Below are 11,883 nucleotides of genomic sequence, written 5' to 3'. Positions count from 1 at the left end.
AAGGATGTTGGCATGAATCAATTACAGAGCAAAATCAATATTCGCAGCGAAGAGTTCAAAAACAACCACGCAGCGATGCAAACCCTGGTCGATGACCTGAAACAGAAAGTCCAGAAAATTGCCCTGGGCGGCGGTGAAACGGCACGCCAAAAACATTTAGACCGTGGCAAATTGCTGCCACGTGAACGGATTGACCACCTGATTGATCCGGGTACGGCTTTTATTGAAATTGGTCAGCTGGCTGCCTATCAGGTGTATCAGGATGATGTGCCTGCTGCCGGTGTGGTGGCCGGTGTCGGTCAGGTCAATGGCGTGACCTGTATGATCATTGCCAATGATGCGACAGTCAAAGGCGGAACGTATTATCCGCTGACTGTGAAAAAGCATTTACGCGCTCAGGAAATTGCCGAGCAGAACCATCTGACCTGTATCTATCTGGTCGATTCTGGCGGTGCCTATTTACCGCTGCAAGATGAAGTGTTCCCAGACCGTGACCACTTCGGCCGTATTTTCTACAATCAGGCGCGCATGTCGAGCATGGGCATTGCCCAGATTGCCGTGGTGATGGGCAGCTGTACTGCTGGCGGTGCTTATGTCCCTGCCATGTCCGATGAAACCATTATTGTGCGGAATCAGGGTACGATTTTCCTGGGGGGCCCGCCACTGGTGAAAGCTGCCACCGGTGAAGTGGTCAGCAGTGAAGATCTGGGCGGTGGCGATGTGCACACTCGCCTTTCAGGTGTGGCCGATCATCTGGCAGAAAATGACGAACATGCTTTGGCGATTGCCCGCAACATCGTCGCCAATTTAAATAAAAAACCAAATCCGCAGCCGGAAAATGTCGAAGCACCATTATTCGATGCGTCAGAGCTGTACGGCATTGTCCCGACTGATGCACGTAAACCGTTTGATGTGCGTGAAGTGATTGCCCGTATTGTCGATGGTTCACGTTTTGACGAGTTCAAGGCACGTTTTGGGACCACGCTGGTCACCGGCTTTGCCAAACTGTACGGTATGCCGGTTGGTATTATTGCCAACAACGGGATTCTGTTTTCCGAGTCGGCACAAAAAGGCGCACACTTTATTGAACTGTGCACCCAGCGCAACATTCCCCTACTGTTTATTCAGAACATCACCGGCTTTATGGTTGGCCGTCAGTATGAAAATGAAGGCATTGCCAAAAATGGTGCCAAACTGGTAATGGCAGTCGCGACAGCCAATGTACCAAAACTGACCCTGGTGATTGGCGGTTCTTTTGGTGCCGGCAACTATGGCATGTGTGGCCGCGCCTATTCACCACGTTTTATGTGGACCTGGCCAAACTCGCGTATTTCGGTGATGGGCGGTGAGCAAGCATCGAGTGTACTATCGACCTTAAAACGCGACCAGATTGAAAGCAAAGGTGGCAGCTGGTCAGCGGAAGAAGAAGATCAGTTTAAACAGCCTATTCGTGACCAGTATGAACGTCAGGGTCATCCATATTATGCTTCTGCGCGTTTATGGGATGATGGTGTTATTGATCCAGCACAATCACGTGAAGTATTGGCGCTCAGTCTGGCGGCGGCATTAAATGCCCCAATCCAGCCAACCAAATTCGGCGTGTTCCGCATGTAAGAGGTGACAAAAATGGATTATCAATTTTTACAACTCGAACAGCAAGATCAGGTGGCCACGGTGTGGATTAACCGTGCCGAACTGCACAATGCCTTTAATACGCAGGTCATTGAAGAATTACACGCCTGCTTTCAGCATCTGAATACTCGTGATGATATACGCGTGGTGATTTTGGCAGGACGCGGCAAGAGCTTCTCTGCCGGCGCCGACCTGAATTGGATGAAACAGGCCGGTCAGGCCTCACAAGCCGACAATGAAGCCGATGCACTCAAGCTAGCCAAAATGCTGCAAAGTCTGGCCACCTTAAAACAGCCAACCATCGCCCGCGTACATGGCATTGCCTTTGGCGGTGGTATGGGTCTGGCCTCGGCCTGTGATATTTGTGTGGCCAGCACCGATGCCAAATTTGCCACCTCTGAGGTACGTTTAGGCCTGGCGCCATCCACCATCAGCCCTTATGTCATTCGTGCCATTGGCGCACGTCAGGCATCACGTTACTTTTTAACTGCTGAACGGATTTCTGCAGCACAGGCACACGCTATTGGTCTGGCACATGAAGTGACCGCACCGGAACAGCTGGACAGCAAAATTGATGAAATTGTGCAGGCCTTATTACTCGGTGGCCCTGAAGCACAGCACGCATCGAAACAGCTCATTCAGATGGTGAACCAGCAAGTCCTGACCGAGGACCTCTTGCTGCAAACCGCACAGCATATTGCCCACGTTCGCCAGGGAGATGAGGCGAAAAACGGCTTAAATGCTTTCCTTAACAAACAAAGCCCGGCCTGGATCAAGACCACGGCATAACAACTAGAAGGATCCTAACGATGTTTGAAAAGATTTTAATTGCCAACCGTGGTGAAATTGCCTGCCGTGTCATTCGTACTGCCAAAAAACTGGGAATTGCAACTGTTGCAGTCTATTCAGATGCAGATGCTCAGGCCCAGCATGTCAAACTGGCCGATGAAGCAGTCTATATTGGTGAATCACCAGCAGCACAAAGCTATTTACAGATTGAACGGATTATCGAAGCCGCAAAAAGCACCGGCGCACAAGCCATTCACCCGGGTTATGGCTTCCTGTCTGAAAATGACCAGTTTGCTTTTGCCTGTCAGGACAACAACATTGTCTTTATTGGCCCGCCAGTTGACGCCATTCTGGCGATGGGTTTAAAAGCCACCTCTAAAGCCTTGATGGAAAAAGCCGGCGTACCACTGACACCGGGTTATCATGGCACCAATCAGGATGCTGCGTTCTTAAAACAGCAAGCCGATGACATTGGCTATCCGGTGCTGATTAAAGCCAGCGCCGGCGGTGGCGGTAAAGGGATGCGTCTGGTTGAGCGCAGTGAAGATTTCCTTAGCGCCCTAGCCTCATGTAAGAGTGAAGCCCGTTCCAGCTTTGGCAATGAAGATGTACTGATTGAACGCTATGTAGTGCAGCCGCGTCATATTGAAGTGCAAGTGTTTGGCGATACCCATGGCAACTATGTGCATCTGTTTGAGCGTGATTGCTCGGTACAGCGCCGCCATCAGAAAGTACTGGAAGAAGCACCAGCACCGAAAATGCCGGAAGATAAACTGGAAGCCATGCGCCAGGCCGCAATTGATGCCGCGCGTGCCGTAAATTATGTCGGTGCCGGCACCGTCGAGTTTATTGTCGAGCAAGACGGGACCGCCTACTTCATGGAAATGAACACCCGTCTGCAGGTTGAGCACCCGGTGACTGAAATGATTACCGGTCAGGATCTGGTCGAGTGGCAATTACGCGTCGCCTTTGGTGAGCCTTTACCAAAACAGCAGCACGAATTGCAGATTCACGGCCATGCTTTAGAAGCACGTGTTTATGCCGAAGAACCTGAAAAAGGCTTTATTCCGGCGATTGGTCAAATCAGCTATCTGCATTATCCAGCACAAAATGAAGCGGTACGTGTCGACAGCGGTATTGTTGAAGGCGATGAAATTAGCACCTACTACGACCCGATGATTGCCAAACTGATTGTCTGGGGCAAAAACCGTGAAGCAGCATTAACGCAAATGCACCATGCTTTAGGTCAGTTCCATGTCGATGGTCTGGGCAACAACATTGCCTTCCTGGATCGTCTGGTACTGTGCGATTCTTTCAAGAATGCCAATTTGGATACTGGCCTGATTCAGCGCGAAGAAGAATTCCTGCTAAAACCGGCCACAGAGCTGAACAGTACACTGGTGGTCAGCGCGGCCTTCATCGAATTGCTGTCACGTTTGACCCAGAACCCGAGCGCCAGCAATCCGGTCTGGCAGACCAATGCTTTCTGGCGTTTAAACCTGCAATCGGGGCAGACAATCAAATTACAATGTAATGACAAAACCTTAAATATCCAGTTTGCAGCACAAGAACATGGCTTTGTCGCACAGTATGAGGGTCAGACTTTTGAGCTTGAGGGTCAGTTACTGGATGCGCATACCCTGCAATTCAAGCTGGCCGGCAAACAGCAAAAACTGGCCTTTAGCCAGACTGAACATGGCATTACCCTGTTCCAGAATGGCCAGAGCTATAAATTTACCTATCTGAAACCGGTATTTAACCAGGATGATGAACAAGGTGCTGAAAACAACCTGACTGCGCCAATGCCGGGTGTCATCACTCAGGTACTGGTCGCGGCCAATGACAAAGTCAAAAAAGACGATGTCCTGATGACCCTCGAAGCCATGAAAATCGAATACTCGATTCGTGCACCGCATGATGGCATCGTGGCCAGCTCTTACTTCCAGACCGGTGATCAGGTCAAAGCTGGCGATGAGCTGGTGGAATTCCAGCCGCTGGCGGAGGAAGTCGCATGAGCGAATTTGTCAAAATTGTTGAAGTCGGGCCACGCGATGGCCTGCAAAATGAAAAAACACCCTTAACCCTGGATGACCGCAGACAGCTGATTCTGGATTTAATGCAAACCGGTTTACAGGCCATTGAAGTTGGTTCCTGTGTATCGGCCAAATGGGTACCACAAATGGCAGACAGCGATGTGCTGTTTGCCGGCTTGCCCAAAGATCCAAACATTCAGTTCAGCCTGCTCACGCCAAATCTGAAAGGTTTTGAATCTGCGCTGGCAGTGGGTTGTACAGAAGTTGCGGTCTTTACCGCAGCCTCTGAAAGTTTTACCCGTAAAAATATCAACTGCTCAATTGATGAAAGTTTTGAAAAATTCAGCGATGTGATGCGTGAAGCCAAAGCGCACAACATTCGTGTGCGTGGTTATGTGTCCTGTATGGTCGATTGTCCGTACGAAGGCGCGATTGATCCACAGCAGGTGGCAAAAGTTTCGCAGCGCCTGCTGGATATGGGCTGCTATGAAGTGTCTTTAGGTGAAACCATTGGCACCGCCACACCCGACCGGGTGAAAAAAGTCTGGGATGCCTGTCTGGCTGAGCTGGATGCAACGGTGCTGGCCGGTCATTTTCATAATACCTATGGCATGGCTATCGCCAATATTTATCAATCACTGCTGCAAGGTATTCGCGTTTTTGACTCGTCGATTGCCGGTTTAGGGGGCTGTCCTTATGCCAAAGGCGCATCCGGCAATGTCTCGACCGAAGATCTGTATTATCTGCTGTCCAACATGGGCTATGAAACCGGTATTCAGCTGGATGCCTTGATGCAGGCCAGTCGTAATATCAGCAATGTTTTACAGCGCAATAATCCATCAAATTATGCCAATGCCTACTGGCAAAAAGCCTGCGCTTAATAACCGAATAAAACCCGGCTTGAGCAATGCCCTCAAGCCACTCAAGGATGTAACAGCAGCAACCTGCTGAAAAAGGATAAAAAATAGAGGTGACACATGGCAAATAAAGTCTATGACAGCGCACAAGCCGCCTTAAATGGCGTGGTTCAGGATGGCCAGACCCTGGCCGTAGGTGGTTTTGGCCTGTGCGGGATTCCTGAAGCATTAATTGCCGCGCTAAAAGACACCGGTGCCAAACAGCTGACCTGTATTTCCAACAATGCCGGTGTCGATGGTTTTGGTCTGGGGCTGCTGCTTGAAACCAAACAGATTAAAAAAATGATTTCATCCTATGTCGGTGAAAACAAGGAATTTGAACGCCAGTTCCTGAGTGGTGAACTGGAAGTTGAACTGACCCCGCAAGGTACGCTGGCAGAAAAATTACGTGCCGGCGGTGCAGGTATTCCAGCCTTCTTTACCGCCACCGGTGTCGGTACCGTCATCGCGGAAGGCAAAGAAGTGCGCCAGTTTAAAGGTCAGGATTATATCTTAGAAGAATCTTTAACTGCCGATGTTGCCCTGGTCAAAGCCTATAAAGCCGACAAGGCCGGCAACCTGATTTTCCGTAAAACTGCACAAAACTTTAATCCGGTCTGTGCCATGGCGGGCAAAATCACCATTGCCGAAGTCGAAGAAATTGTAGAGATTGGCGCGCTCGATCCAGATGAAATTCATCTGCCGGGGATTTATGTCAACCGCATTGTGTTAAATGCACATCCTGAAAAACGTATTGAACAAATGACTTTAAAGGCGGAGGCTTAAACCATGGCTTGGACGCGTAATCAAATGGCGCAGCGCGCCGCACAAGAACTGGAAGATGGTTTCTATGTCAATTTAGGGATTGGTTTACCAACTTTAGTCGCTAACTATATTCCGGAAAATATCAACGTTTGGCTACAGTCAGAAAATGGCCTGCTCGGGATTGGGGAATTCCCAACTGAAGCCACGGTCGATGCCGACCTGATTAATGCCGGCAAACAGACGGTCACAGCTCGTCAAGGTGCGTCGTTTTTCTCTAGCGCAGACTCTTTTGCCATGATCCGTGGCGGCCATGTCAATATTGCCATTCTGGGGGCCATGGAAGTCTCTGAACAGGGCGATCTGGCCAACTGGATGATTCCGGGCAAAAAAGTCAAAGGTATGGGCGGTGCCATGGACCTGGTCGCAGGTGTGCAAAAAGTGGTGGTGTTGATGGAACACTGCGCCAAAGATGGGACACCTAAAATCGTTTCACAGTGTAGCCTGCCGCTGACCGGTAAAGCCGTGGTTCATCGCGTAATTACCGATTTGGGCGTTCTGGATATTACCCCAACCGGCGTGCAGCTGGTGGAACTGGCACCGGAGGTCAGTTTTGATGAAATCCAGAAAGTCACCGGGGTGCCTTTAATACGTAATGCAGCTTAATGGCTGGTTTTAAAAGCGGGCATCGGATGGTCGTGAATACATCCCCACCGCTACCTCCGCTTTTCAACTAAACCAAAAAGGACGACTTGACGTCGTCCTTTTCTATTTCCTTAACTCAATCCTTACTCTGCTTTTTTCTCGACAATACCTTGGTCATCGACCGCACGTACCACCCCGGTTTCTGTATTTAATACTTCAAACTCAATACGACGGTTCTGGAACTGCCCTTCTGGGGTTGCATTTGGTTCCATCGGCTGTTGCTGGCCATACCCCACGGCCTGTAACTGGGAAGGATCAACCCCGCGTTGTACCAGATAATCACGTACCGCTTCAGCACGGCGTAAGGACAACAGATTATTGGCTTCATTGCTGCCTACTGCATCGGTATGGCCTTTAATGGTCAAATGTACATGCGGCGCACGCTGGATTAAGGCCGCAGCCTGATCCAGAATTGGCTGATTGGCTTCCGGTACAGTCGAAGATGCCGACTCAAAATGAATTGCTTCCAGATTTAAGGCGGTGGCGACATCCAGCGCCTGAATATTATCCGGGTTAATCACAGCCAAGGCTTGTGCTGCGGTTGTGGTGGCTGGTGTGGCGGTCTGTACATCGAGATCCTGCTGCACCGTAATGGTCATATTCTTGGCCAAAGGACGCAGCTGATTGGCCACACGGTGCGCATCTGCCGGATTGGTGGACTGAATCGCAATCTGCTCACCCATCCAGGTCATATTGGTACTCGGCACATCTTTCAGGATTTTCAGTGCCGTTGGAATCACATCCTGATCAATAAATTCACTATGATAATTACTGGCGCTATTCACCCCACAACCTGTCGGATGGTTAAAAATCCGTTTAACTTCTGTTTGCAGAATGTCGGTATAAGCCGGATTGTTCAGATACAACTGACAGGTGACCAGATCGCCATTGGAACCGGTATTGACCTGCAAATAGGCCGGTTCCGTCGCTGCTGCCTGGGTAACAGGCACCTCTTCTTCATTACGGTCAGAACAGGCTTTAAATAAAAAGGCCAGTAACAATGCCAGAATAATAAAAATCAGAATCGGTACCCACGGCGAGCGCTTCTGCTCTGGCACCTCTTCATATAACTCAGGCGCCTGATGAATGGTCTGCCCGGCAGTGGTATTGACACCTAAACCGGCCAGCAGCGCAGCGGCCCATTCCGGCAAAGCAGCCTGAATGTCCGGCATATGCTGATCAAGCAAATGCACAATCGCCTCAGGATCGGTCGAGCCGGCCTCACTTTCTAAAAAACCTAAGGTTGGTACGATGGCCCGGTTCAGGGTGGATTCAATTTCATCTGCCGGCGCCTGACCGCGGCTAAATTCCAGAAACTGCTGTTTCAGGTTCAGGTTGGTACCAAAAATTTCAGCCAGCCGCGGATTAAGCTGATTTCTCAGACTGTCAATGAGGGATGGGCGGTGTCTTAACACCGATAAAAACACCGGATAAAAATCATTTAAGGCACGGTTTTTCTCAATGAGGTAATCCGTTTCCCCGTCTAGCACAATGGATGACACGCTATTTTTCAATAATTCTATCAATCTGGTTTGCATGATATGGCCTCATTTTTGTCATTGTTCTACTCGCATTTTTTAGTGTATCTGGTCATTTTTTAGACGTTGTAAATAATTGTATTTTTCTTTATGTACTTAAATTAAAACATAAAAAAAGCCAGCAAATGCTGGCTCTTGAACAGGCGAATTTAGGCCAGGAAAGTCTGAATTACCTTGCCTTTCACGGTTTGCTGAATCAGTGGCGTGTTCTTGCCTTGGGACAGAATGCTGTCTTTGTCCAGCGTCCACTCCAGTTCAGGATCAATCAGAATCCAGCCGGCTTCCTGCATCCAGCGATCTGCCATTTGCGCAACCGTCGCCGGTGCCAGTGTCACGGTATGCACCCATTCCAATGGACTGAACAGACCTTCCTCAACCAGTTGCACACCCAAGGGCACAAAGGTATCAAAAGCGGTAAAGCCCGGTAAGGTTTCAGCAAACGGTGCCATTTTGGCCGAACTGCTTAAGGGTTCATGATGGGTACAGATCGCATCAATTACGCCATCTTTTAAGCCCTGACGCAGCAATTCTTTGTCTTTTTCAGCACGTAGCGGTGGACGCACATGCGCCAGCGAGTTAAAGCCATCAATCACCTGATCGGTTAAATGCAGCTGATGCATTGCCACATCACAGGTTACTGGCAGGCCTTTTTCTTTGGCAATTTTAATCAGCTCGACCGAAGCGCCACAGGACAGCAAACCGAAATGCGCACGGACTTTGGTCGCTTCAATCATCAACAGGTATTTGGCAATGGCTACGGTTTCGGCCAGCGCCGGAATCATAGGCAAGCCCTGACGTGAAGCAATAAAACCTTCATGCACACAGCCATCTTTGGCAATTTGCGGTTCTTCGGCATAGAACACCACGGTCAGGTCCAGACCGGCTGCATATTCCAGCGTGCGAATCACGACATCATCATCAGCAAAGGATGCATTGGCATTGGAAACTGCAGTACAGCCGCCCTTTTTCAGACCGGCCATATTGGCAGGCTGTTTGCCTTGCAAGCCTTGGGTTTGTGCGCCAATCACCTGTAAATAAATACCACCATCCAGCATGGCTTTTTCGACCAGACCGTGAATCAAAGCACCATTGTCCTGCACAATCGGCTTGGAATCTGGTGGGGTAAACACGTGCAGAATACCGTTTTCACGTGCCGCCTTGCCTTCTGATTTTAAAGTACCATGCTGCTGCTGACCCGGTTCACGCATCCGCGCGCACAGATCAACCATGGTTGGCATCAGCCATTTGCCTTGTCCATCAATGGTTTCAGTCACATCTGCTGTTTCTGCAACCAGCTTGCCATTTTCCAGATATACCGTTTGCACGCGATCAGTCTTTTGCATTGGATCAAGAACGCGGACATTTTCAATTTTTACAATACGCATGACTGATTCCTTATACCGCAATCGCTTCAATTAAACCTTGTTCCTGCAGTTGACCCTGCATCGCCAGTGCCAGCACAGCCATACGCACCGCAATACCATTGGTCACCTGATTTAAAATCACCGATTGCGGACCATCGGCAATGCTGGAATCAATTTCCACACCCCGGTTCATCGGTCCCGGGTGCATCACGATACAATCCGGTTTGGCCAGCGCCAGACGCTCTTTGTTCAGGCCATACATTTTGTAGAATTCTGCCGGTGAGGACAGCGCCGGTGAATCAATCCGTTCATTCTGGATACGCAAGGTAATAATCACATCACAGTCACGGATGCCATCTTCCATTTTGTTAAACAGGCGTACATCGGCCCCGTATTCCTCAAAACCAAATGGCAGCAAGGTATTCGGTGCAATCACGCGAATATCTTTACAACCTAAAGTTTGTAACGCCGCCACATCAGAACGTGCCACGCGCGAATGTTTAATATCGCCAATAATGGCAATGCTCATGTCAGCAAAGTCTTTTTTGGTTTCACGGCGAATGGTCAGCATATCCAGCATCGCTTGAGTCGGATGCGCATGACGGCCATCTCCGGCATTAATAATCGCGATATTTGGACAGACATCCTTGGCGATAAAATGCGCTGCACCTGAAGAGGAATGACGCACCACAAAAATATCGGCGGCCATGGCTTCCAAGTTCCACAGCGTATCGCGCAGGGTTTCGCCTTTAGAGGTACTGGAACGGGCAATGTCAATGTTAAGCACGTTGGCCGAAAGACGTTTCGCTGCAGCTTCAAAGGTGGTGCGGGTACGGGTTGAGTTCTCAAAAAACAGGTTCATAACCGTACGACCTTCCAGCAGGTTGTTAGTGATCAGCTGATTTTGGTCATTAAAAAAGGACTGCGCGGTGTCCAAAATTTTGGTGAGGGTTTGTTTGGAAAGCCCTTCGATGGTGATGAAATGTTTTAGATTTCCATCTTTATTGAGTTGAATCTGGCTCGGAGTATGCAATGCCGCCAAGTGCATGAGAGATTCCTTATACGTTAAGTCAACGTATTATACAGAGAATCGCCATTCTTGGCACTTGGCAATTCGGCTACTTGTATAAAAACCGGCTCGATAATAAAAATTGATTTTGAAATTCCTATGTATTTTTTCAATAAGATAATTTAAACGAATTTTTAGAATGAATGTTTTATGTTCTAAAATGGCACCCAAGTCTGGAGCTTGAATGCCATAACTGATCTAGCGTAGTGCGCCAATATAATGATGTGAGACTTGTGCCCGATAAATGTCATCTTCAGTTGGTTCAACTTTCATTAATTCATCGTTATTTTTTTGCTGTAAACCCGCTTTTTGACTTATGTTCGAATCGGAAGAGAACTCGAATACGTCTTTAAATTTTTCAACCAGACGCAGTAATTCCGGATCGCGTGTGGCTTCGGCTAATGCAATCACATGTTCGGCATAATCACTATTTTCAGACAGATAAATGGCATCAATTACCCGGCCTGAAACTCGTCTCAAACGTGCATAGATTAAAGTCGCAATTGAAAAACTTTCTGTATTGACCATTCTTGATTCCCCAATCATTTAAAAATCGAGATTGCAGCCTCTCCCCAGCGACTGCAATCTCGTGATAATTACAGCAATATCCATACCAAAATTAAAAAGCCCATCTGCAATTAAGACAGGCTTTTTATAAAAACTACAATTCAGTTATAAATCAGAATAGGCTAAAACTTACATGGCCTTCATCATGTTTGGTCGAACCACCTTTTCTTGATACATCATCCTGAATATTCTCATAATTTCTTCTTTCCAGCTGTTCGTCATCTGGAAGATCCAGCAACTGACGCAAACGCTCGACATGCGTTGCCAGTTCAGCATCCCGGGTTTCTAGCGCCAGCGTAATCACATGATGTGCATAGGAGCGATCCTGCATCAGATACATCACGTCAATTACTCGACTATTCACTTTTCTTAACCGTGCATACAACAATGTTGCAATGGAAAAAACATCATCACGACCGGATGTAATATTCACCCTATATCCCTCTGTAAAATAAAAGATTTAATCAACAAGTTCCTCTTGTTGATGGTGTGTAATTATACATATCTCATGAATTTTCAATTTGCTTT

At 48.4% G+C, this 11,883-nt stretch carries 11 protein-coding genes; 6 read left to right on the top strand and 5 right to left on the bottom strand.

From position 1 onward, the window contains the following. Positions 1 to 12 precede the first annotated feature (12 nt). From F905_RS03220 to F905_RS03195, 6 genes are all read left to right on the top strand, one after another. On the top strand, positions 13 to 1,614 hold the full coding sequence (locus F905_RS03220) for a carboxyl transferase domain-containing protein (protein WP_005177066.1): 1,602 nt from the start codon (positions 13 to 15) through the stop codon (positions 1,612 to 1,614). 12 nt (positions 1,615 to 1,626) lie between these two features. Continuing rightward, complete coding sequence (locus F905_RS03215) at positions 1,627 to 2,421, top strand: enoyl-CoA hydratase/isomerase family protein (protein ID WP_005177064.1); 795 nt, start codon at positions 1,627 to 1,629, stop codon at positions 2,419 to 2,421. 20 nt (positions 2,422 to 2,441) lie between these two features. Further along, complete coding sequence (locus F905_RS03210) at positions 2,442 to 4,436, top strand: acetyl/propionyl/methylcrotonyl-CoA carboxylase subunit alpha (protein ID WP_005177062.1); 1,995 nt, start codon at positions 2,442 to 2,444, stop codon at positions 4,434 to 4,436. Then, positions 4,433 to 5,335, top strand: coding sequence for a hydroxymethylglutaryl-CoA lyase (locus tag F905_RS03205; RefSeq protein WP_005177060.1), 903 nt, complete (start codon positions 4,433 to 4,435; stop codon positions 5,333 to 5,335). Before F905_RS03210 ends, F905_RS03205 begins: the two co-directional genes overlap by 4 nt. Before the next feature lie 96 nt (positions 5,336 to 5,431). Next, positions 5,432 to 6,136: a CoA transferase subunit A gene (locus F905_RS03200; RefSeq protein WP_005177058.1), complete on the top strand. Its 705-nt coding sequence runs from the start codon at positions 5,432 to 5,434 to the stop codon at positions 6,134 to 6,136. A 3-nt stretch (positions 6,137 to 6,139) separates the two neighbouring features. Beyond that, complete coding sequence (locus F905_RS03195) at positions 6,140 to 6,778, top strand: CoA transferase subunit B (protein ID WP_005177056.1); 639 nt, start codon at positions 6,140 to 6,142, stop codon at positions 6,776 to 6,778. 122 nt (positions 6,779 to 6,900) lie between these two features. Here the strand turns inward: F905_RS03195 and F905_RS03190 are convergent, their stop codons facing one another. From F905_RS03190 to F905_RS14950, 5 genes are all read right to left on the bottom strand, one after another. Next, positions 6,901 to 8,355, bottom strand: a complete 1,455-nt coding sequence (locus tag F905_RS03190) for an OmpA family protein (RefSeq protein ID WP_005177053.1) — start codon at positions 8,353 to 8,355, stop codon at positions 6,901 to 6,903. A 149-nt stretch (positions 8,356 to 8,504) separates the two neighbouring features. Then, the gene (locus F905_RS03185) at positions 8,505 to 9,740 is read right to left on the bottom strand and encodes a dihydroorotase (RefSeq protein ID WP_005177048.1); all 1,236 of its coding nucleotides are present in this window, start codon (positions 9,738 to 9,740) and stop codon (positions 8,505 to 8,507) included. Positions 9,741 to 9,750: 10 nt separating this feature from the next. Beyond that, positions 9,751 to 10,767 (bottom strand): aspartate carbamoyltransferase catalytic subunit, encoded by a 1,017-nt coding sequence (locus F905_RS03180; protein WP_005177046.1) that lies wholly within the window; start codon positions 10,765 to 10,767, stop codon positions 9,751 to 9,753. A gap of 219 nt (positions 10,768 to 10,986) precedes the next feature. After that, positions 10,987 to 11,316 carry a hypothetical protein gene (locus tag F905_RS03175; RefSeq protein WP_005177044.1) on the bottom strand — a complete coding sequence of 110 codons (330 nt, stop codon included), beginning with the start codon at positions 11,314 to 11,316 and terminating at the stop codon, positions 10,987 to 10,989. Between the two features lie 151 nt (positions 11,317 to 11,467). Beyond that, positions 11,468 to 11,788: a hypothetical protein gene (locus F905_RS14950; protein WP_005177039.1), complete on the bottom strand. Its 321-nt coding sequence runs from the start codon at positions 11,786 to 11,788 to the stop codon at positions 11,468 to 11,470. Positions 11,789 to 11,883 lie beyond the last annotated feature (95 nt).

This window comes from Acinetobacter sp. CIP 53.82, assembly GCF_000369465.1.
Classification (GTDB): Bacteria; Pseudomonadota; Gammaproteobacteria; order Pseudomonadales; family Moraxellaceae; genus Acinetobacter; species Acinetobacter indicus.
This window is presented reverse-complemented; position numbering and strand designations above follow the sequence as displayed.

Excerpts from the sequence above, each read along its gene's own strand:
- F905_RS03220 (WP_005177066.1), top strand. The coding sequence starts at position 13 with ATGAATCAATTACAGAGCAAAATCAATATTCGCAGCGAAGAGTTCAAA.
- F905_RS03215 (WP_005177064.1), top strand. The coding sequence starts at position 1,627 with ATGGATTATCAATTTTTACAACTCGAACAGCAAGATCAGGTGGCCACG.
- F905_RS03210 (WP_005177062.1), top strand. The coding sequence starts at position 2,442 with ATGTTTGAAAAGATTTTAATTGCCAACCGTGGTGAAATTGCCTGCCGT.
- F905_RS03205 (WP_005177060.1), top strand. The coding sequence starts at position 4,433 with ATGAGCGAATTTGTCAAAATTGTTGAAGTCGGGCCACGCGATGGCCTG.
- F905_RS03200 (WP_005177058.1), top strand. The coding sequence starts at position 5,432 with ATGGCAAATAAAGTCTATGACAGCGCACAAGCCGCCTTAAATGGCGTG.
- F905_RS03195 (WP_005177056.1), top strand. The coding sequence starts at position 6,140 with ATGGCTTGGACGCGTAATCAAATGGCGCAGCGCGCCGCACAAGAACTG.
- F905_RS03190 (WP_005177053.1), bottom strand. The coding sequence starts at position 8,355 with ATGCAAACCAGATTGATAGAATTATTGAAAAATAGCGTGTCATCCATT.
- F905_RS03185 (WP_005177048.1), bottom strand. The coding sequence starts at position 9,740 with ATGCGTATTGTAAAAATTGAAAATGTCCGCGTTCTTGATCCAATGCAA.
- F905_RS03180 (WP_005177046.1), bottom strand. The coding sequence starts at position 10,767 with ATGCACTTGGCGGCATTGCATACTCCGAGCCAGATTCAACTCAATAAA.
- F905_RS03175 (WP_005177044.1), bottom strand. The coding sequence starts at position 11,316 with ATGGTCAATACAGAAAGTTTTTCAATTGCGACTTTAATCTATGCACGT.